16 protein-coding genes are annotated in these 22,159 nt (G+C 57.9%); 9 read left to right on the forward strand and 7 right to left on the reverse strand.

What is annotated here, in order from left to right; genetic code table 11:
* Positions 1–343: 343 nt before the first annotated feature.
* Complete coding sequence (locus tag GOX21_RS17980) at positions 344–2,710, forward strand: mechanosensitive ion channel family protein (RefSeq protein ID WP_170378910.1); 2,367 nt, start codon at positions 344–346, stop codon at positions 2,708–2,710.
* An 88-nt stretch (positions 2,711–2,798) separates the two neighbouring features.
* Here the strand turns inward: GOX21_RS17980 and GOX21_RS17985 are convergent, their stop codons facing one another.
* From GOX21_RS17985 to GOX21_RS18005, 5 genes are read right to left on the reverse strand one after another with little or no spacing between them, the layout of a single operon-like run.
* Positions 2,799–4,154, reverse strand: a complete 1,356-nt coding sequence (locus GOX21_RS17985) for a CoA transferase (protein WP_170378912.1) — start codon at positions 4,152–4,154, stop codon at positions 2,799–2,801.
* A complete protein-coding gene (locus GOX21_RS17990) occupies positions 4,151–5,305 on the reverse strand; it encodes an ABC transporter permease (protein WP_170351801.1) in 1,155 nt (384 codons plus the stop codon). Before GOX21_RS17990 ends, GOX21_RS17985 begins: the two co-directional genes overlap by 4 nt.
* Entirely contained in the window at positions 5,302–6,330 is a 1,029-nt protein-coding gene (locus GOX21_RS17995; RefSeq protein WP_170351800.1) for an ABC transporter permease, read from the reverse strand. The genes GOX21_RS17990 and GOX21_RS17995 overlap by 4 nt, the downstream gene beginning before the upstream one ends.
* A 14-nt stretch (positions 6,331–6,344) precedes the next feature.
* Positions 6,345–8,255, reverse strand: a complete 1,911-nt coding sequence (locus GOX21_RS18000; protein ID WP_170378914.1) for an ABC transporter substrate-binding protein — start codon at positions 8,253–8,255, stop codon at positions 6,345–6,347.
* Positions 8,248–10,020 (reverse strand): ABC transporter ATP-binding protein, encoded by a 1,773-nt coding sequence (locus tag GOX21_RS18005; protein ID WP_170378916.1) that lies wholly within the window; start codon positions 10,018–10,020, stop codon positions 8,248–8,250. Before GOX21_RS18005 ends, GOX21_RS18000 begins: the two co-directional genes overlap by 8 nt.
* Positions 10,021–10,295: 275 nt before the next feature.
* On the opposite strand from GOX21_RS18005, the gene GOX21_RS18010 reads away from it, so the two are divergent.
* The 7 genes from GOX21_RS18010 to GOX21_RS18040 all read left to right on the forward strand — a co-directional run bounded on the left by GOX21_RS18010 (position 10,296) and on the right by GOX21_RS18040 (position 18,223).
* Positions 10,296–10,751: a class I SAM-dependent methyltransferase gene (locus GOX21_RS18010; protein WP_254428615.1), complete on the forward strand. Its 456-nt coding sequence runs from the start codon at positions 10,296–10,298 to the stop codon at positions 10,749–10,751.
* Between the two features lie 16 nt (positions 10,752–10,767).
* Positions 10,768–11,397 (forward strand): glutathione S-transferase family protein, encoded by a 630-nt coding sequence (locus tag GOX21_RS18015; protein WP_170378918.1) that lies wholly within the window; start codon positions 10,768–10,770, stop codon positions 11,395–11,397.
* Between the two features lie 110 nt (positions 11,398–11,507).
* Positions 11,508–13,910, forward strand: coding sequence for a GcvT family protein (locus GOX21_RS18020; protein ID WP_170378920.1), 2,403 nt, complete (start codon positions 11,508–11,510; stop codon positions 13,908–13,910).
* Positions 13,910–15,463: a trimethylamine methyltransferase family protein gene (locus GOX21_RS18025; RefSeq protein ID WP_170378923.1), complete on the forward strand. Its 1,554-nt coding sequence runs from the start codon at positions 13,910–13,912 to the stop codon at positions 15,461–15,463. Before GOX21_RS18020 ends, GOX21_RS18025 begins: the two co-directional genes overlap by 1 nt.
* On the forward strand, positions 15,464–16,138 hold the full coding sequence (locus GOX21_RS18030; protein ID WP_170378925.1) for a TetR/AcrR family transcriptional regulator: 675 nt from the start codon (positions 15,464–15,466) through the stop codon (positions 16,136–16,138).
* Entirely contained in the window at positions 16,135–17,439 is a 1,305-nt protein-coding gene (locus tag GOX21_RS18035; protein WP_170378928.1) for an NAD(P)/FAD-dependent oxidoreductase, read from the forward strand. Before GOX21_RS18030 ends, GOX21_RS18035 begins: the two co-directional genes overlap by 4 nt.
* A 52-nt stretch (positions 17,440–17,491) precedes the next feature.
* Entirely contained in the window at positions 17,492–18,223 is a 732-nt protein-coding gene (locus GOX21_RS18040) for a hypothetical protein (protein WP_170378930.1), read from the forward strand.
* Positions 18,224–18,236: 13 nt separating this feature from the next.
* On the opposite strand, the gene GOX21_RS18045 is transcribed toward GOX21_RS18040, so the two are convergent.
* Entirely contained in the window at positions 18,237–18,596 is a 360-nt protein-coding gene (locus GOX21_RS18045; protein WP_438826472.1) for a DUF3307 domain-containing protein, read from the reverse strand.
* A 244-nt stretch (positions 18,597–18,840) separates the two neighbouring features.
* On the opposite strand from GOX21_RS18045, the gene GOX21_RS18050 reads away from it, so the two are divergent.
* Positions 18,841–21,837: an ABC transporter transmembrane domain-containing protein gene (locus GOX21_RS18050; protein WP_170351830.1), complete on the forward strand. Its 2,997-nt coding sequence runs from the start codon at positions 18,841–18,843 to the stop codon at positions 21,835–21,837.
* On the opposite strand, the gene GOX21_RS18055 is transcribed toward GOX21_RS18050, so the two are convergent.
* Positions 21,834–22,121, reverse strand: coding sequence for an ArsR/SmtB family transcription factor (locus tag GOX21_RS18055; protein WP_170379072.1), 288 nt, complete (start codon positions 22,119–22,121; stop codon positions 21,834–21,836). The two genes, GOX21_RS18050 and GOX21_RS18055, sit on opposite strands and share 4 nt — an antisense overlap.
* Positions 22,122–22,159: the final 38 nt, after the last annotated feature.

Below are 22,159 nucleotides of genomic sequence, written 5' to 3' on the forward strand. Positions count from 1 at the left end.
AATCCGCGCGTTAAACTCCGTTACCGTATATTCTTTGACGCCGCTTGCCAAAGGGGGTGCCGAGATTGTGCAAATTCGTCAAACATGGCGAAATGGCAACAGCCAAAGTACAGATGGTATTGGGGCGTTTTTCCCCGTTACACCCTGCGTTGATCTTGCCATTCCACTCATACTACTGGGTCGGTCATATTCAGTTTTTCCAAGGTTGCAAATACTCTTGTCGCCTGCATTGCAGCCGAAACACGAAATGACACGAACTTGAGCCGTGAAACGCTGAATATTTGAATACGCTCAGGCGCTTCTGTAACCTGCGATGCAACATACGACTTGGACAGAAAAATCGATGAAACTCAGACTAATTGCTGGAATGGCTCTGATCCTGTGGGCGTTTGCTGCGGCCTTCGTCACAGAGGCATCGGCGCAAGTCCCTTTGATCCCCGGATATACCTCAGAGTCTGAGGCCGAAACTGGGGCCGATGGTGATCTGGCTGCCGCGATCAAGGCGGCAACCGAGGCCGGCGCCAGCGTAATTGTCATCGACAGCGCGGGGCAGGTTGTGTCTTCGGGCGGTCAGCCAGGTGCTGATGCCTCGGCCGAGGACGCGCATGGGCCGATGGGCGACGGATCGCAACTGATGAAAGCGCAGGAAAGGTTCTCAAAGTTTCGCGAGTCCATGGAATCGCGCCTAGAGGCTTTGCCCTATTCTATTTTCGAAGTTCAGTACGTCCTGCGGCAGACCAGCCCGGATGGCCGCATTCAGACCTATGTCGAGGTTCTGGCGTGGAACATTCTGTTTCTGCTGCTGGGGCGCTGGCTGTCCACCGAGATTTACGGCAAGCGCATGGCCAAAAAGCTGGTTGTGGCACGGTCCAAGGAAAACCCGCAAGGCTATCGGGAGAAAATGCCGTTTTTGGTGTTCCGGTTTTTCATGGGGATCGGGGGCACGATCTTTGCGATGCTGATGGCGCTGATCGTGGGGTACCTGTTCTTTGGTGAAGCCGAAGATATCTCGATTCAGTTTACGGTCACTGCGATCTTTACGGCGTTTTTCCTGTCGCGCACGATATCCGACCTGTGGCGGATGGTTCTGTCCCCTTATCTGAGCCAATACCGTTTGCCGCCCTTCTCGGATCGAGACGCAAAGCGGCTGTATTTCTGGGCGTCGGCGCTGGCGACCTACGACATCTCGGTTGTGTTGTTCGCCACTTGGGTGGCGGATTTTGGGTTGAACTACAATGTCTATGCCTTGGTCTATGGTGGCCTGACCATGTTGGGCGCGCTGGGCAATTTGTTGATGATAATGTTCAATGCGCGCGCCATTTCGAATGCCATTCGCGGCGGGCGCGCACCGGACCAAGTGTCGTGGATTTTGCGGTTCATCTCATTCGCGTGGGCGCCTGTGCTGGTTGTCTATATCGTATTCAGCTGGTTCAAGCTGGCGGTGGATCTGGTGCTTGAGAATGAGAATTCTCTGCCGATCGTGGCCAGCAGCTATTTGATTTTCATGTCTGTGGTCGTGGCCTACGGCGCAATGAATTACCTGCTGGAGCGTTACTTTGACCGTAACCGCCAAATGGAAGACATGAATGCGGCGGCCATGGAAGAGGATGATGAAGCCGTCGAGACACCCGAGGCGGAACTGCGCCAACATTCGATCCTGACATATGAGGATTTGGCCCGTCGCGTGGCAGGGATTTTGGCCTTTGTGGTCGGGCTTTATGCGTTGGTGGTGATCTGGAACCCCGAAGCCAGCTGGAGCGAGGACTTGCCGGTCGAGCGTGCGCTGGATGTGATGGTCATCCTGTTCATTGGCTATATTCTCTTCCACTTCTTCCGCATCTGGATCGACTCGAAAATTGCTGAAGAAACCGATGATGGCGGCGAAGAGGCCGAGTTGGGCGATGAAGGCGGCGAAGGCGGGCAAAGCCGCCTAGCGACGTTGCTGCCCTTGTTCCGTGGTGCGATCCTGGCCGTTGTTGTCGTCACCATCGTTTTGATTGTGTTGATGGAGTTGGGGATTAATGTCAGCCCGCTGTTTGCCGGAGCTGGTGTGGTGGGTCTGGCTGTTGGGTTCGGCTCGCAAACGCTGGTGCGCGATATCTTTTCGGGGGCGTTCTTCCTGATGGATGATGCCTTTCGTAAAGGAGAATACATCGACATCGGGGATGTGAAGGGGACGGTTGAAAAAATCTCGGTTCGTTCATTCCAGTTGCGTCACCATCTGGGCGCGCTGAACACGATTCCCTTTGGTGAGATCAAGGTGCTGACCAACTATTCCCGCGATTGGGTAATCATGAAATTGCCGTTGCGTGTGACCTATGACACCGATGTTGAAAAGGTGCGCAAGCTGATCAAGAAGCTGGGGCAGCAATTGCTGAGCGACCCCGTGATCGGCGACAACTTTATCCAGCCGCTGAAATCGCAGGGCGTGATTGAGATGCAGGATTCCGCGATGATCATCCGGGTCAAGTTCATGACCAAGCCCGGTGATCAGTGGCTGGTGCGCAAGAGAGTCTATCAAGATATCCGCGAGCTATTCGCACGCGAAGGGATCAAGTTTGCTCATCGCGAAGTCACCGTGCGGCTGGCCGAAGGCAAAGAACCCGAGGATCTGACGCCGAAGCAGCGTGAAGCCGTGACCGGCGCGGTGCAGGCGGCGATTGATGAGGATTATCTGGACGATATCGGCCCCGGCGGGGATGATCGCTAGGGAAGGCCCCCGCCCCCTTGGGATGCGTCTCTGACGAGACGCCCCCCAAAGTGTTGGGCCGGGCCGCGCGTACCGCGCGGCGGTTGGTTCAGGTGGTCCGCGAAGGCCAGATGGGTTGGGATGTGCCCAGCTTCGCGGCTGGCAGAGGCCATGACATATGGGCCTGGCCAACGGACAAAGCCGGTTTCAGGCGATGCCCGGGGCCCCAGCCGGATGCTTCAATCTCTTGAGCGTAATCGGATGTTGTGGGGGTTGTGATCTCTTCGTCCTGCTCGGATTTCGCCAACGCAGCCAGTAGTTCCGCTGTGCGGGCCAGGGACAGCTGCGCCAGCATGATGGAGTTTGCAGACGCGGCCTCGGCCAGTGCTGACAAGACCGTCGCAGCCATCAGATAGCCTGTCGCGTGATCCAGCGCCTGAACCGGCAGAGGGGTGGGTTTTTCGGCCTTGGCCCAAGCGCGACCCGCGTCTGCGATGCCTGCGCTCATCTGTACGAGGCTGTCAAAACCACGTCTGTTGGACCACGGCCCTTGCCAGCCATAAGCGTTCAGAGTGACCTCAATTCGGTTGGAGGCCAGTTCATCGCGTTTTATCTTGGTCAGTCCAAGCGCGTCCAGCGCGCCCGGGCGGTAGCCATGAATGAAGACATCTGCTTGCGCCAGCAGGTTTTCCAGCTTCTTCAGACCGGCTGGCGATTTCAGGTCTAGATAGGCGCAGTGCTTTCCCAGGGAGATACCAGGTATGACACCTGGCTCATCCCATCCGGGTGGGTCGATACGTAGTACTTCGGCTCCGAACCCCGCCAGCGTGCGGGTTGAAACCGGTCCAGCCAGAACACGCGTCAGGTCCAGAACGCGCAAGCCCGCCAGTGGACGTCGGGCCGTTGCTTCGGGACGGTCGCGCAGCGTGATATGCCGCGGGCTGTGCCATCCGATCAGCGGATCGCGCGACACCGCCCGCCCTTGCGGGTGTTCCAGCCATTCGGTCCGACCGCGCATCGCGGCGGCCGCGCCGCCCTCGGCCACAACCGAGGTTTCCAAATCGGCGATGGACCAGTCTTTCACAGCCTGTGCAACTGCGTCCCGGTTGGCTTGCGCCTCCAGCACCTTCAGCGCCGCTGCCCGGTGGGAGGGCAGATTGGTGTGCAGCCTGATCCAGCCATCCGACGCCTGATAATCCCCGGCGATTGGGTCCCAGAGGCTGGGCATCTCCCACCCGTCTGGTTTGAACGAAGACCCGTACCACAGCGAAGCTAAACGATGATTGACCGATATCTTAGGCGTTGTGGGGGCAAGGTTCATTGCTGTGATCAGGCGCGCCAACTCTTGACCAACGGCAGCGAAACTGGCGGTTGCCAGTTCGGATACAGCAAACGCGCTGGACCATGCGCCCTTCCCGGTCGACTTGTAGCTGTCTGCGGCGGGGAGGGCGGAAATCAGGCTCATTGCTGGTACGGGTCCAGACTGTCGCGCAATCCGTCGCCCAGGAAGTTGAACGCCAGTACAACGACAATGATTGGCAGCATTGGAATTGCCGTCCACGGATAAATCTCGATCGAGGCTAGGTTCTGCGCGTCATTCAGCATCACCCCCCAGCTGACCGCAGGAGCGCGCAGCCCAAGGCCAAGGAAGCTGAGCGCCGTTTCTCCAAGGATCATCGCCGGGATCGACAAGGTGGCCGATGCGATCAGGTGGGACATGAAGTTGGGCAGCAGGTGTTTGCGGATCACGCGGCCCGAGCTTGCGCCCATCATCTCGGCGGCGCGCACGTATTCCTCTTCGCGCAGCGACAGGAATTTGGCGCGCACGGATCGGGCCAGACCGGGCCAATCGAGGATGCCGAGGATGATCGAGATGATGAAAAACACCGCCACCGGGCTCCAATTCGAAGGCACCGCGGCGGACAGGGCCAGCCACAAGGGTAGTTCAGGCAAAGAGCGCAGGATTTCAATGACCCGGTTGATCACCCAGTCGATCTTGCCGCCGAAATAGCCGGCCATCGAACCGAAGATAATTCCAAGGGTGAAAGACACCGAGATGCCGATTAAACCTACGGTCAGCGACAGCTGCGCGCCGTAGAGAATGCGACTGAACACATCCCGGCCCAGACGGTCCGACCCCCACAGGAACAGCGTCGCCCCTTCGGGCGCGCAGAACAGGTGAGTGTCGGATTTGATCAGGCCAGCCAGTTTGTATTCCGACCCTTCACAGAAAAACTTGATCGGGCGCGGATCTTCGAGGTCGGGTACGAATTTCCATTGGAAGGTTTCCAGATCAGCCTCGGCAACGATGGGAAAGACATGGGGGCCGATGAATTTGCCCTCATAGAACCAGTTGACGCTTTGCGGCGGCGCATAAAGATGCTCTCCGTTGCGTTCATTCGGACCATAAGGCGCGATGAACCCTGCGAAAGGCAGCATCAGATAACACAGCAGCAGGAAAATGCCCGAGATCAAGCCCAGCTTGTGAGTTTTGAACTTGCGCCAAACCAGCACCCAGTTTGGCGCGTCCAGATCGGCACGCTCAAGCTGTTGCAGGGCGGCGTCCGGGTCATAGGGGGCGTCGTCGACATAGCGACCATCGGAATGTTGGGTCATGCTTCACGCCCCTCGTACCGGATGCGCGGGTCAAGCATGACCAGCAGAATGTCAGATATCATGGTGCCGATGAGGGTCAGCAGGGCCACGAACATCAGAATAAAGGCGGACAGGAACTGATCCTGCGTTTTCAGTGCCGTCAGAAGGGTCGGGCCGATGGTTTGCAGGCCAAGAACAACCGAGACCAAAACCGAGCCGGACACCATCGAGGGTAGCAGGTTGCCGATATCCGCCACGAAAGGGTTGAACGCCACGCGCAGCGGGTATTTCGCCAGCATCCGCGACGGGGCCATCCCTTTGGCGATTGCGGTTTCCACATAGGGTTTCCCCAACTCGTCCAGCATGTTGGCACGCAAGCGTTGCATCATGGCCGAAGCCCCGGAGGTGCCGATCACAAAGGTCGGGACGATCAGGTGGACAAGAATGGACTTCAACTTGTCCCAGCTCATCGGCTGGCCTTCAAAGGATGGGTCCATCAAGCCGCCGATGGGTAGGTTGAAGTAACGGTGGCCGTAATAGAACAGGATCAGCGCAAGCAGAAAGTTCGGCGTGGCCAGACCCAGATACCCCACAAAAGCCGACGTATAATCGATCCACGTCCGGGACTTGGCAGCAGCAAGGACACCAAGCGGCAGCGCGACGGCGTAGACGAACAGGATGGCGGCCAGATTGACCACTACGGTCAACCACAGGGTATCGCCTACAATCTCGGCCACGGGGCGGTCGAATTCGAAGGACCAACCATAGTTGCCCTGCAGAAGCCCCTCGAACCCGTGCGGGCCGGGCCAGAATCCCATCCAGATCAGATATTGTTCCCAGACGGGCCGGTCCAGCGCATATTCCGCACGCAGAAATTCCGCCTTGGCCACGCCGGCAGACTGGCCGGAAGCCTGCAATTCGGCGATCTGATTGCTCAGGTAATCTCCAGGCGGAAGGTTGATGATCACAAAGATCAGCACCGACACCACCAACAGAGTCAGCAGCATCGTGAAAAAGCGATACACCGCATAGCGCAGCATGACCATTTAGCTGCTCCTGATCAGTCGGCGAAGAAGAATTCGTCCGGCCGGTGAATGCCGAAATGGGCGCCGGGCTCCCATGCCCACATGGCCTGTTCGGGCACGTTGCGCAGGCGGTTCGACACCACCACAGGCTGCGGTGCGCCGTTCAGAATGCCGATGGCAAATAGCTGTTCGGCATGAATGTTCAACATCTCGGTCCAGATTGCCTTGCGATCGTCGTCGTTGGTAGCGACCTCCCAATCATGGGCCAGCTGCATCAGGCGTTCTGCCTCGGGCATGTCGGGGGCTTCGCCTGCGTCGCCACCGGTTTGATAAAATTGACCCCATTTGGGCCAGGCCAGAAAGACCTGATCGGTGGGAGCCAGATAAGCGGGCGAGGTGTGGGCCTGCGGAATACCGTCATCCCAGCCAAACCAGACCGAAGCCATTGTGTTTCCAGCAAAAACACGGTTGCGCAAGATGTCCCTATCCAGCGGTCGCATGACCAGAGCGATGCCAATCTCGCGCCAGGTGTCGGTGACGATCTGCAGCGCGTTCTCGACCTCCTGCCGTTCACCGGCAGTTTCGATGATCAGTTCCATCGGGCGGCCATCGGGCAGCATGCGGATACCGTTCTTGTCCCGCTCGGTCAGTCCGGCCTCATCCAGTAGGGCATTGGCCATTTCGATGTCATATTGCGCCCATGCCTGAGCGTTTTCCTCATCATAGAACGGCGACGCGGGCAGAACCGACATCGCGCCGGGCTGGGCCAGTTTGAAATACAGCGCCTGATTGATCGTCTTGCGGTCGATGGCAAGTGACAGGGCACGTCGCACGCGGACATCGCGCAGAACGTCGCGCCAACCGTCATCAGCAAAGTTCAGATTCGGATAGATTGCGATCTGCGACGCGACACCGGTTTTCCACAGCCGTGTCTTGTAGTTCCCGACTTCTTCGCCCTTTTTCAGGATCGACGCATCGCGGAACGCCAGCCCACGCCCCTGCAGGTCGGTTTCACCAGCGTTGGTTTTTGCTGCGACCAGACCGGGGGCGACAATCTCCATCTCGACCACGTCGATATAGGGCAATTGCACACCGTTGCTGTCGATGCGGTGGTAATAGGGGTTGCGTACAAAGTTATGCCGGATTTTCTTGCCTGAACTGGCATTCAGCCATGGCTGCAGCGTGGGTAATTCGTGGTTGTCGAATTTATAAAGGTTATCCAGCTTGTTGTGCAGCGCCGCCCAGCTTTTGACCCGGTTGTCTTCGACCAGCGCGGCCATTTCTTCGGGATCTGCATATTTCTCGTGATACGGCTTCAGAAATGCGGCCGGTCGGTAAATGAAGGGCGGACGCGCCTGTGCCAGTGATTGCAGGAAATCCGGGTTCGGGTCCTCCCATTCGAAAACAATCGTGGTTTCGTCGGGGTAACTCACCGTTGGCGTTTTGCCTTCGACGATCAGAAAATCGGGTGGGCCGGACGGGCTGAGCAGCTCGTTATTTGCGACATCTTCCCACCAGTACCTGAAATCCTCGGATGTAAACGGCGATCCGTCTGACCATTTATGCCCCTCGCGCAGGTTCAGGGTAAACTTGCGGTTGTCTTCGCTTTCGTAGGACTCGAGCAGGTCGGGTACAAGTTCGTAATTCTCGTTGAAACCCACCAGCCGGGCATAGCCATAGACAACCATCTGGCGGATGTCCTTGGACCGGGTGACCATGGTGCGCAAAGTGCCGCCGGGTGTTCCAAAATCACGCCCCTTTGCCGCCAGATCGACAACCAGCGGTTCATCGGGAAGGCGATCCTGAACAGGTGGCAGATTGCCCGCGCTCACCTCACTTTCCCAAAATCCGCTTTCCTTTGGGGTGGGTGTTTCCGCCGAGGCGGGCAGCATCCACGCAGCCGTCAGCGTGGCAGCCAGAAGCAGGGGGCGAGTGGTCTTAAACATGGCATCGTACCTTATGGCCGGGTTCCATCTCTACCAGCGAAGGTATCACGGAGTCAGTAAATCGGAAGGCGTCATCCCAACTGTCCGGCGAACCTGCGCCCAAAGCAACCAATTTCAGGTCGATTGGGCGGTTGATGTCAGGTTCTGGCTGGGCGGCAATCAGCGCCTTGGTGTACGGGTGGCGGGGATTGTAGAAAAGGGTCTCGGGCGGGGCCTGTTCAACGACCAGCCCGCGGCGCATCACTGCAACCTCGTCGGCAATGCGCGCCACAACGGCAAGGTCGTGAGAGATAAAGAAGTAGGACAGATTCAGACTGTCCTGCAAATCTTCCAGCAGTGTCAGGATTTGTTCCTGAACCGAGACATCCAAAGCCGATGTAGGCTCGTCGCACACGATCAGCTGCGGGTCCAGCATCATGGCGCGGGCAATGGACAGGCGCTGTCGCTGACCACCAGAAAAGGCATGAGGATAGCGTTTCAGCATGTCGGCGTTCAGCCCAACCCGCAGCAGCATCTCGGCGGCTTTGTCACGCTGTTCAGATGCGGTGCCGATCTTGTGAATCTCCAACGGCTCGGTCATCGCATCCTGAATGCGCATGCGCGGGCTGAGTGAACTGTAGGGGTCTTGAAACACCATCTGCGCCTTGCGCTGAAAGGCGGTGCGCTGGGCACGGGTCATATGGTGAACGGTAATCGGGTCTTCGGTTGGCGAGGTGCGGAACAGAACCTCGCCGCCGGGATCGGGAAGTTCGGCGCCCAACGCGATACGCGCAGCCGTGGTCTTGCCCGAGCCGCTTTCGCCGACCACGGCCAGTGTCTTGCCGCGTGCGAGCTTCATGTCAACGCCACGGCAGGCATGGATCAGTTGTTCACCCTTCCAACCCTTGCTGGATCGCAAGGTGTAAGTTTTTGAGACGTTCTTGATCTGTAGGATCAAATCCTCGTCGGGCATCGGTATCCCAACCGAGTCTTCGTCCGGAATCTCGGGTGCGGCGTTGAACAATTGCTGCGTGTAAGGATGCGCGGGTGAGGTCAGGATCGGGGCGGCGGCCCCGGATTCCATCACACGGCCCTTGTGCATGACGGCGACCTGTTCTGCCATATTGGCGACCACGCCCAGATCATGGGTGACAAGGATCAGTGCCATGCCGGTTTCGCGCTGCAATTCCTTGATCAGGCCCAGAACCTGCGCCTGTGTCGTCACGTCAAGCGCGGTTGTCGGCTCGTCCGCGATCAACAATTCCGGCTTGGACACCATCGCCATCGCAATCATGGCGCGTTGGCGCATGCCACCGGACAATTCAAACGGGTAAGAATCATAGGCACGTTGGGGATCGGGAAAGCCAACGCGCTCGAACTGAGTCAAAACTTCTTTGCGGGCCTGCGCCTCGGACGCGCCACGGTGCAGCCAGAGAACCTCGCTGACCTGATTGCCGATCTTGTGCAGCGGCGACAGGGATCGCATCGGTTCTTGAAAGATCATCGAAACGCGGTTGCCGCGAATACCGCGCATCTGCTTTTCGCTAATCTTGGTCAGATCCTCTGTGCCTTTGGAATCATTCAGAATGATTGTCCCGCTGCGAATTTGCGCGGTGCGTGGCAAAATCCGCAACGCCGCCCTACACGAGATAGTCTTGCCAGAACCGGATTCGCCGACCAGCGCAAGTGTCTGCCCCGCCTCGACGTCAAAATTGACGCCTTCGACAACGGGGTTGCCCGCACCAAAACCGATGCTCAAATCGCGGACAGACAACAAAGCTGTCATGCGGGTATTCCACCCGTTGGGCCGTAGGTCGGCATCGGCTTGATCAACTCCCCGTGTTTTTTGACGCAGTCTCGCGCGGTTGGGGCGGGGTAGTCAAACCCGTTCTTGGGGTGAAATGTCGCGGAAACGTGAAACTGACACCAATTTGTCTACACAAAGTCTTGAGGATTTGCGATCACGGGCCATGTCGACCCCATCTGGCAAATCGACTGATATCAAGGAGAGATTTCCCCGTGCCCGACGATCAAAGCCGACTCGATCTGTTCATTGACCGCATGGTGTCGCAACGCGCCTGTCTGGATTTTGCCATTGCCGAATCGCGTGGCATGGCGGGGCCGGTCTTTGAATTGGGTTTGGGCAATGGGCGGACCTATCATCACATGGCGCAATATGTGAAAGACCGCCCCGTGTACGTGTTTGAACGAGCGGTGGCGTCCCACCCAGATTCAACGCCCCCCGAGGATCGGGTGATTCTGGGCGATGTGCGCGAAACGCTGCCCGCCGCGCTGACGCGTTTCGGTGCCACTGCAAGCCTGATCCACGCGGATCTTGGCGGGCATAACCGAGAAAAGAACGACGCCTTTGCCAGATTTGTTTCACCGTTGATCCAACCTCTGCTCGCAGAAGGTGGTTTGATGGTCTCCAGTGATCGGATGTATTTCGACGAACTGACTGAATTGCCTTTGCCGCCCGGTGCGGTTCAGGGCCGGTGCTTCGTCTATCGCCGCTGAAACACAGGAGCATCCCATGCTGTTCTACGATTGCAAAACCGCCCCGAACCCACGCCGGGCTCGTATGTTCATCGCGGAAAAAGGGTTGGAGGTCGAAACCCGCGAGGTCTCGATCGGCAAAGGCGAACAGCTGAGCGATGCGTTCAAAGCGATCAACCCGAACGCGACCCTTCCTGTGCTGATCACGGATGAGGGCACGGCACTGACCGAGAACCTTGGCATCGCGGCCTATCTCGACGCCCGATTTCCCGAGCCGCCTTTGATGGGGCGCACCTCGGATGAAAAAGGTCTTGTTTTGATGTGGAACAGTATCGTTGAACAGCAAGGCGGGGCGCCCATTGGCGAAACTTTACGCAACACGCATCCCGCCTTTGCCGACAGGGCGATTCCCGGTCCGGTGAATCACGCTCAGATTCCTGAACTGGCGCAACGAGGTGCCGCGCGGGTTGGATATTTTTTCGATCTGTTGGAATGGCGATTGGCGGAAAGTCCCTATATCGCCGGGTCTGAGTTTACGCTGGCTGACATCTCAACATTTGTCTTTGTTGACTTTGCCCGAGTGATCAAGACGCGAATACCGCAGGAAAATTCGGCAACGCTGACTTGGTTCGAAAAGGTCAGCACACGGCCCAGCGCGCAGCTTTAAACCAGAGAAATCCGTCCAACAATCTGGTGCGGGTAGAACTGTACAGAAATGTCTAGACAGAAGTGAACAGTGGGTCTAGCGTTCTGCCCAAGCCATGTTGGGAGGGCAGGATGAAATCTCAGTACCGTGTTGTGGTTATCGGGGGCGGCGTTGTGGGCGCCTCGGTTCTGTATCACCTGGCCAAGTTCGGCTGGTCGGATGTGGTGATGCTGGAACGGCGGCGGTTGGCATCGGGATCTTCCTGGCACGCTGCCGGAGGGGTTCATGCGTTGAACGCTGACCCAAATATGGCCTCGCTGCAGGCGTATACCATCGATCTGCTTAGTGAGATTGAAAAGGAATCGGGTCAGAATATCGGAATGCACATGACCGGTGGCCTGACGTTGGCTGGAACGCCCGAACGGTGGGAGTGGCTACAGGCGAACTACCGTATTTTTCAGTCTATCGGCATTGAGGATTGCGAGTTGCTGTCTCCGGAAGAGGCGCAGCGCCGTTGCCCGATCATGTCCACCGACGGCGTGCTGGGTGCTATGTGGGCGGACCGCGAGGGCTATATCGACACGACCGGCACGGTGCAGGCTTATGCAACGGCGGCCAGAAAACGTGGTGCCGAGTATTACGAGGAAACCAAGGTTAAGGAGCTGATCCAAACCGCGGATGGTTGGCAGGTGGTGACCGACAAGGGCACGATCACTTGCGAACATGTGGTCAATGCGGCTGGGCTTTGGGCCAAACAGGTGGGCCGCATGGCTGGCATCGAACTGCCGGTCTCGCCGCTGAAACACCACTATCTGATTACCGACACGGTGCCCGAAGTGGCGCAGGCGGATTTCGAGATGCCTATGACCGTCGACCTCGAAGGGTTCACCTATATGCGGCAGGACCAGAAGGGCGTCCTTGTTGGTATCTACGAGATTGATCACGAACACTGGGCCATGGACGGCGCACCGTGGAATTATGGCGAAGAGCTGTTCCAAGAACAGCTGGATCGGATTGAAAACGAACTGACGCTGGGCTTTGAGCGATACCCGTCGATTCAGAACGTGGGGATCAAGACGTGGGTAAACGGGGCGTTTACTTTCTCGCCAGATGGTAACCCGCTGGTCGGACCCGTTCCGGGCAAGCGCGGTTATTGGTCGGCTTGCGCGGTGATGGCCGGGTTCTTGCAGGGCGGCGGCGTTGGCAAAACATTGGCCGAGTGGATGATCCATGGCGAGCCTGAGGCGGATGCATGGCCGATGGACGTGGCGCGGTATGGTGATTTCGCGCAGAACAAACGCTATATCCGCGAAACCACCGGGCAGTTCTATTCCCGCCGTTTCGTAATGACCTACCCGAATGAGCAACTGCCCGCGGGCCGTCCGCTGAAGATGGCGCCCGCCCATGACGCAATGACAGAGGCCGGCTGCAAATGGGGTGTTAGCTGGGATCTGGAAGTGCCGCTGTATTTCGCGCCGAAAGGGTTTGAGGAAACACCGACGCTCAAACGATCAAACGCTCACGACATCGTGGCCGAGGAATGCAAGGTGATCCGCGAAGGCGTCGGCCTGTTGGATATCTCGGGCTTTTCGCGGTTTGAGGTCAGCGGCCCCAATGCTGAGGTTTGGCTCGATAAGGTCATGGCATCGAAACTCCCCGCGCCGGGCCGTGCCAAATTGGCCCCGATGCTGGGCGAGGACGGGCGGCTCAAAGGGGATCTGACCGTTCTTAACTGGGGCGACGACACCTGGTGGATCATGGGCAGCTATTATCTGCGCGCCTGGCACATGCGCTGGTTCGACGATCACATGATCGACGGCGTCAATATCCGTGATCTGGGTGAAGAGTATTGCGGTTTCGCTGTGGTAGGGCCGAAATCGCAGGCAGTGGTCGAGAAACTGGCGGAACAGGATATCTCGGGTCTTGGGTTCATGGGCTGCGGTGAGTTCGATATCGGCCTTGTTCGCGCCCGCGTCGCGCGTATGTCGGTGACAGGCGAAAAAGGCTATGAGATCAACTGCCGTTATGGCGATCATATTGCGCTGCGCCGGGTGCTGCTTGAGGCCGGGGCGGATGAAGGTATTCGCGAATGCGGCTTCAACGCGATGCTGTCGACGCGGCTGGAAAAAAGCTTTGGTATCTGGTCGGCGGAGTTCACCCAGGCCTACACGCCGGGGATGACAGGAATGGATCGCTGGATCGACTGGGATAAGGATTTCGTCGGCAAAGACGCCGCATTGGCCGAGCGTGACGGAAACGGCCCGGCGCAAGTGCAAGTAACGCTGGAAATAGACGCGCTGGACGCTGACGCCAGCGGGTACGAGCCGATCTGGTCGGGCGAAGACCGAGTGGGTTTCGTAACTTCGGGCGGCTATGGGCACTATACCGGAAAATCTCTGGCTATGGCTCTGGTCGAACGTGACAAGGCAGAACCGGGTACCGAGTTGACGGTTCATGTGGTTGGTGTTGAACGCCCCGCGTGTGTGATCGCAACGTCCCCATACGATCCGAACGGTAAGGCGATGAGGGGCTGATGGTGATCTCGCAAACATCCGAGCGCGGCAGGCGGCGTCGTGGACGCGGTGCAGACGCCGTGCCTGTGCCAAGTCGCGATGTGAATTACCGCCAGCTGCGCAACCCGTTCCCGGTGATGGAGGTGTTCCCGGCGGATCAGATCGCCGATATGCACGCAACCGCCCTGCGGACGCTTCAGGAGCTGGGGATTAAGGTTCTGCTGCCCGAGGCCCGCCGAATATTCGACAAGGCAGGCGCACGGGTAGAGGAAGACAGTGAAATGGTCTTCATCGGTCGAGAGATCGTTGAGGCCGCTATAGCGTCAGCCCCCAAGTCCATCAATTGCCGTGCTGGCGCGCGCCGTCGTGATTTCACGCTGGAACTGGGCAGTCTTGTGTTTCAACCAGGAGCAGGGGCTCCGAATGCCACCGATCTGGAAAAGGGTCGTCGCCCCGCGACGGGGCAGGACTATCTGGATTTTTTGAAACTTACGCACCACTTTGATGTGTTCCAGATGATTTCGCCGCAGGTCGAACCACAGGACGTGCCGACCCACCTGCGCCACTATTTCACCACGCAGGCGCAGATGGAGCTGACTGACAAGTTCCCGTTCTTCTACTCTCGCGGAACGCCGCAGGTGATGGATTGTTTTGAGATGCTGACCACTGCGCGTGGCCTGCCGGACGATGAATTCCGCGCCACCCCGCACAGCTATACGATCATCAATACCAACAGTCCGCGGACGTTGGATATCCCCATGGCGCAAGGTCTAATCGACTTTGCCCGCCACGGTCAGATGTCGATTGTCACGCCGTTCACGCTAATGGGGGCGATGGCACCCATTACTGTGGCCGGGGCGATTACGCTGTCTCATGCCGAGGCTTTGGCAGCGGTTACCCTGACCCAACTAACCAATCCCGGCGCGCCGGTGTGTTATGGGACCTTCACCAGCAACGTGGACATGAAATCGGGGGCTCCAGCGTTTGGGACGCCTTCGCATTTCCAGGCGTCTCTGGCGGCGGGGCAGTTGGCGCGGCACCTGGGCCTTCCGTGGCGGTCCGCCGCCGGGTCGGCTTCGAATGTAAACGACGTTCAGGCCGCGAATGAAAATCAGTTTGGCCTTTGGGGGTGTCTGATGGCCGGGGCCACGGTGATCATCCATTCGGCCGGGTGGCTTGAGGGTGGATTGACGGTCTCTTTCGAAAAGATGATCTGTGATGCCGAAGTGCTGAACATGGTGGCCGAGCTGTGTGCTGGCGCACAAGCGGGCACGGCCGAGATCGGTTATGACACCGCCCTGCGTGAGGTTGAACCCAGCGGGCATTTCTTTGCCTCCAGCCAGACGATGGAGCGCTACAATATCGAATTCTACGAGCCCCATGTGCATGACTATGCCAATTTCGGCACCTGGACCGAGCGCGGATCAATCGACGCCAATCACCGTGCAACGGACGTTTGGAAGACCATCCTGAACGATTTCAAAGCCCCTGCCGGGGACAGCGACAGGTTGGGTGACTTGCAGGACTTCATCGCACGCCGTACGGCTGAGGGCGGCGCACCGCCGGAGAGTTGAATGAACACAAAACCGATCCTGCATAGGGACGATCCCAAGGCCGAACCGCTGGTCGGCAACATCAAGGTCACGCGCGACGATTGGCTGAACGTGGCGATGGATGTGCTGATCTCGGACGGGGTGGACCAGATCAAGGTTCTGAACCTGGCCGAGCGGATGGCCGTGTCGCGATCATCTTTCTATTGGTATTTCAAGTCCCGGCAGGAATTGCTGGACGCACTGCTGGCCCGCTGGCAGGCAACCAATACAGCGGCGCTGGTTGCGCAGGCCGAAGCACCCGCCGAAACCATCACCGCCGCCGTGTGCAATGTGCATCGCTGCGTAGTGAACACGGGTCTTTTCGACACTGCGTTGGATTTCGCCGTACGTGACTGGGCGCGTAAGTCGGGCAAGGTGCGACGAGCCCTGGATCAATCGGACGCGCGGCGGCTTGAGGCGTTGCACGCCATGTTTGCGCGGTATGGGTATCCCGAGATTGAGGCCGAAACCCGCGCGCGCGTGTTGTACTACATGCAAATCGGGTACGATCTGGCGCAGTTGAACGAGCCGATGGAAACGCGGCTGTCGTTGGTGTCGCATTACCTTTACGTCTTCACCGGAGTCGAACCCAGGCCCGAAGAAGTCGAAGAATTCAGCGCCTATTCAAAGCGCTATTGGGAGGGAGCAACAGAATGAGTCAACCAGACGCAATTATCATTGGCACGGGTGTCATCGGCGCGGCCATCGCGTTCGAGATGGCCAAGGCCGGGTGGAAAACTCTGTCGTTGGACCGCAATGCTCAGGTCGGTCAGGGCTCGACCGCCGGGTCCTGCGCGATCATCCGGATGCATTATTCGACCTTTGATGGCACGGCCTTTGCGTGGGAAGGCTATCACTATTGGCGCGACTGGGCCGAATATCTGGGCCTGCCAGCAGATGCCAATCTGGCGCAGTTTCGTGAAACCGGATGTCTGGTGATGAAGACCGAAGCCAACGGGATGCTGGAAAAGCACATGAAAAACAGTGCGGATCTGGATTGCCCGTTCGAAGATTGGTCGCCTGAAAAAATCACGGAGCGTCTGCCGGTTTATTCATTGGACAGCTTCACCCCGCCCAAACGCATGGAGGACCCGGAATTTGGCCAGCCGAACGGGCGCAAGATGCAGGGCGGCGTGTTCTGGCCGCAGGCCGGATACGTTACCGACCCGGCCTTGTCGGCGCAAAACCTGATGGATGCCGCCAAACAGCATGGGTCAGAAGTGCGCACCGGGGCCGAGGTGGTCGAAATTCTGACGGAAGGTGGTCGCGTGGCCGGGGTCAAACTGGCCTCGGGCGAGGAAATCCGCGCCAAGGTCGTGGTAAATGTCGCTGGACCGGGATCAGCGATTATCAACAAGATGGCTGGCGTATTGGATGACATGACCATCGAAACCCGCCCTCTGCGACAGGAAGTGGTTCACGTCCCCGCGCCCGAGGGATTCGATTTCGAAAATGACGGTACTATTGTGTCGGACAGCGATATCGCGTGTTACTGCCGCCCTGAACATGGCAATCATATACTCGTGGGTTCAGAAGATCCCGAATGCGATCCGCATCAGTGGTGCGAGGATGACGTGCACTACAATCACGACTTCACCGACCAGTGGACCACACAGGCGATGCGCTATGCCCAGCGGGTGCCCAGCCTTGGCATCCCGTCCAAAACCCGTGGGGTGGTTGATCTGTATGATGCGTCGACCGATTGGATTCCGATCTATGACAAGTCCAGCCTGCCGGGGTTCTACATGGCCTGCGGCACCAGTGGAAACCAGTACAAGAACGCGCCGATCGCAGGAAAGATGATGACGGCCCTGATCGACTATTGCGAGGGTGGGGCGGATCACGATGCGCAGCCACTGCAGTTCGAGCTGCCCTATATCAAGCGGATGATCGATGTTGGGTTCTACTCGCGTAAACGTCCGATCAACGAAGAAAGCAGTTTTTCGGTTCTGGGCTAGCCTGCCTGCAAAACAGCTCTAGTCTTTCCAGGAACCGTTTGTGGGGTCCTGGATGACTGAACCATTGAACCGAGTTCTGATACTGGGCAGCGCGCCCGGCGCCTTGGCCGCGCAAGGCTGGGCGCGCGATCCCTTTACCCATATTGTCGCGATCAATAACGCCTGGCGCATCCGGCCAGATTGGGACATTCTGATCCACCCCGAAGATTTCCCGATAACAAACCATCCAACTGGACTTGCCCCGCATCAGCGGATCATCACGGCGCAGGACTATGTACCGGCGCAAAATGGGTTTGGTGGGTTTGTCTACGCTGGCGGAACGATGGCGTTTACCGCGGGCTATTGGGCCTTGGCGGCGCTAAGGCCTGCGGTGCTGGCCTTTTTCGGCTGTGACATGATCTACCCGGATACCGGGAAGACGCATTTCTACGGAACCGGTCAGGCTGATCCTTTGCGTACGGATATCACTTTGCGGTCGCTCGAGGCTAAATCGGCGCGCCTGGCGCTGTTTGGTGCAGTGCAGGGATGCCAGGTCGTCAGGCTGTCAAAAGGGGAGAGCCGCCTGCTGTTTCCGTCCGTCGAGATCGGTGATCTTACAAGAGACGACTTACCCGAAACCGACGCGATCCAGACCATTGTCCAGTCGGAAAATGAGCTGGGGTATCACGTGCCCTCGGGGCGGTATTGGGAAGTTGCGGACAGGTTCGACACTAGCAAGCTTGATGCGTTGGACCAGCAATGGCTGGCAGCCTATCGCGCGTCAGCCCTGATAGATTTCGCCTGAAACGGCCAACAGATCAGGTGGCGAATTTCGCCCAGGCCCAGACCATCGCGATATAGGTCAGGTTGTGCATCAACTGGTCCAGACCCGCAGCGCGCCAAAAAGCAGCCTGTGTTGGCATCAGTTTTTTCTTGTCAGAATACCTGGCTTTGGCAAAATCGATGTTGAAATGTACGAACCATTCCAGGGCGGCAATTATAAGAATAAAAGCCCAAGGCGCACCGAACAGCACAAAGACAATAACGGATCCGATAACATGTACGCCGGCATGTTGCGCGCGACCCCAGTGAAGATACTCACCACGCCCCGATAGCATTTTGGGTGTCTGAAGGTAGAAATCCGCGAACATATGTTTGATCTGCAACAAGCAGAGCATCAACAACACTGCGCCCAAGCTGGCGGTCAAATTGTTTCTCCCGATATCGTCCTAAAGCGAACTCTAGGGGCTAAACTGGTGCGGCGCAAATAAACTAGATCACACATGGCGAATTTATGTGCAAACTGGAAACTATTTGCGTCAGTGGTCACGAATGCTGTAAATTCAGCGTGTTGGATGCGCCGCAATTTCTTCAAGATCGGATCGGTGATTCAAAACAGGGGCAGGATCCATAGAACGTTCGATTTTCCGGTTTATTTGGAAGTACTCTAAACGCGATCAGCTAATTCTGCTGGCCGTGACGTCTACGCTGTTCCCGCTGCTGTATCTGACACTGGAATTGCCCAAGCGCATTATCAACGATGCCATTGGTGCAGCCAGCCCGATTGTGGATGTTCTGGGGTATCAGGTACCGCAAACCACATTCCTGATTATTCTGTGCGGCGCGTTCTTACTGGCGGTGCTGGCGCATGGCCTGATGAAGATGCGCATCAATACCATGAAGGGCGTGCTGAGCGAACGGATGCTGCGCCGGTTCCGCTATCAGCTGATCAACCGCGCCCTGCGGTTCCCTCAACCGTATTTCGAGCGGGTCAGCCAGGGTGAAATGGTGTCGATGATCACCGCCGAAAGCGAGCCTATGGGTGGGCTTATGGGCGATGCGATCAGCCAACCGGTTCTGCAGGCGGGACAGATGATCACGATCCTGTCGTTCCTGTTCCTGCAAAGCGTCTGGTTCGGGCTGGCCGCTGTGGCCTTGATACCGCTGCAGGCGTGGCTGATTCCCAAGCTGCAGCGTCAGATCAACTTACTGAACAAGAAACGCATTCAGGAAGTTCGCGTGCTGGCCGCGCAGATTGGAGAGAATGCGGCCGGGGCTTCGACCTTGCGTGCCAATGGCGGCTGGCGTTATCGCCGGGCGATGATCTCGGATCAATTGGGGCGGCTGTATGGCATTCGCTTCGAGATCTACCAGAAAAAGTTCTTTATGAAGTTCATCAACAACTTCATCTCGCAACTGACGCCGTTCATGTTCTATTTGATTGGCGGCCTTCTGGTGTTGCAGGGCTCGGTCTCATTGGGGGCGCTGGTGGCGGCGTTGGCGGCGTATAAGGACCTGAGCTCGCCCTGGAAAGAGCTGCTGACCTACTACAACCAGACGCAGGACATGTCGCTGCGCTGGGACGTGGTGATCGAACGTTTTGCCCCGCCAGGAATGCCCGATGAAAAGCTGTTCGAAGGCGAGCCCGAAACGCGACCACATCTGAATGGGGATATCGCGCTGGATCGGGTCTCGGTTCGGGATATGGATGGCAATCAGGTTTTGGATGATCTGAACCTTACCTTTAAGGGCGGACAAACTGTTGGGATTGCGGCCCCCAGCGAAGAGGACCGGCGCGCCGTTGCTGAGTTGCTGACGCGGGAAATTCTGCCCAGCGCGGGTCGGGTCGAGATTGGTGGCGAAAACCTGTCGAACCTGCATCAAAGTGTGGTGGCCGCGCGCATCGGCTACGCCTCGTCACGCCCAGTTATGTTTCAGGGGACGTTGGGCGACAATGTGATGATGCCGATGCGTCAGAGGCCGCTGACAACGCAGTCCGACGACCCTGATTTTGCTGAGACCCAACGCGCAGGCAACAGCGCCGATCCGTATGATGCCGAGTGGCTTGACCCGTCTCAGGCTGGGTTGGACAGCCCCGACGCGCTGCGCGATTGGTGGTTGCACCTGATTGACGGCATGGGGTCGGGGGCGGCTTTGTTCCAGCGTGGATCAGAGCAAGTGTTTGATCCGGTTGAACACCCGGAATTGGCCAGCAAACTGGTCGAGCTGCGCCCCTTGGTCCAGCAGGCAGTGCAAAAGGCTGGGCTGGAGCAACAAGCTTTGGTGTTTGATCGCGATACTTACAACCCGGCCTTGCCGGTGGTGGAAAACCTGCTGTTCGCCACACCGCGTGTGCCGGTCACGCAAGAATTGCTGGCGCGTCAAACCGTCTTTTTGGGACAACTGCGCGAGTTGGGGTTGGACGAAACTCTGGTTGGTCTGACCCGCGATGTGATCGAGATGCTGCGTCAGATCTTTGGTCTGGACGGCACTGACCACCCGCTGTTCCGCAAGCTGGGACTTGAGGCCCAAACCTATGAGGCCGCGCTGGAACTGGTCGAGCGGACCAGGAATGAGGGCGTATCCGGTCTGGATGACGAACAACTGGCCAATCTGCTGGCGGTGCCATTCGTGATTTCGGCGGAACAGATTGGGCCTGCCTTTACCGATGAGTTAAAGAACCGAATCCTCGAATTGCGTCACAGCCATTCCGAGAAATTGCTGGGGCGGTTGCATGACGTTTTCGTCTCGCTAGACAAAACGGCATTTGCGCCGGGTCTGACCGTTATGGAAAACGCCCTGTTCGGCAAAGTCAGTCAGATCGGGGGCGGTCGTTCGGACGAGGCACGTAAGCTGATTGTCGATGTGCTGGACGAAAACGGCGCGCGCCCGCTGGTGGTCGAACTGATTTATGACGTCCCGGTCGCAATCGGTGGTCAGAACTTGCCCGCCGTTTTTGCCGAACCACTGGCCTTTACCCGCGCGACGATCAAAAAGCCGGACATCCTGATCCTGGAAAACGCGCTCGCCAGCTATGACATGGCGACACAAGTTGCTGTTTACAAAAACCTGCGTCAGTTGCTGCCCGACACGACAGTCATCTATCTGAACGACCAGTTCGAAAATCCGGATGTATTCGACATGTTTGTCGAAATCCGGCAAGGTCGTGTGGTCTCGGACGGAGGGTATGATGCCGTGGAAGAGGATAGCGCCGCCTCAGCCGATCTGGCGCGCAAGCTGCGCGCATTGGAACAGACGCCGCTGTTTTCCGGTCTTGACCGCAGGCAGTTGCGCCTGTTGGCCTTTGGCGCGCGCTGGTTCGATGCCAAGCCGGGCGAGGTTGTGTTTCTGAAAGATGACCAACCCACCGATGGGGCCTATGTGGTGCTTGAAGGCGAGGCCGGGCTGTACCTGCCGCAGATGGAAGGCCCGGATCAACTGATCACAAAAGTGGGGCCGGGGGCACTGGTGGGGGAACTGGGGCTGATCCGCAAGGAGCCCCGCGCCCTTAGCATGATTGCCGAGACGGAACTGTCCTGCTTGCGGATCGGGGAAGAGGAATTCCTGGCGGTGGTCGAAAACGATGCCGCTACCGCATTCAAGCTGATGCAGGTGATCGCTGGATACGTTTCGAACTAGATCTTGGGCTTACAGAACAATTCGTAAAGCAACCCGATGACCTGCGCGGTATTGCCGTCATGCAGCGAGTAATAGATAGTCTTGCCGTCTCTGCGCGTGGACACCAGCTGTTCCTGCCGCAATCGGGCCAGCATCTGGCTGACGGCTGCCTGCCGGATTTGCAGCAGTTCCTCTAACTCACCCACTGATTTTTCGCCGTCGCCCAGATGGCACAGGATCATAAGCCGGCCTTCATGGGCCAGTGTTTTCAGAAACGCCGCAGCCCGCGCGGCGCTTTCTTTCATGTCCGCGGGGTTTTCAGAATGTGCGCCTTGGGTGTCTT

This window comes from Ruegeria atlantica (assembly GCF_013032005.1).
Classification (GTDB): domain Bacteria; phylum Pseudomonadota; class Alphaproteobacteria; order Rhodobacterales; family Rhodobacteraceae; genus Ruegeria; species Ruegeria atlantica_A.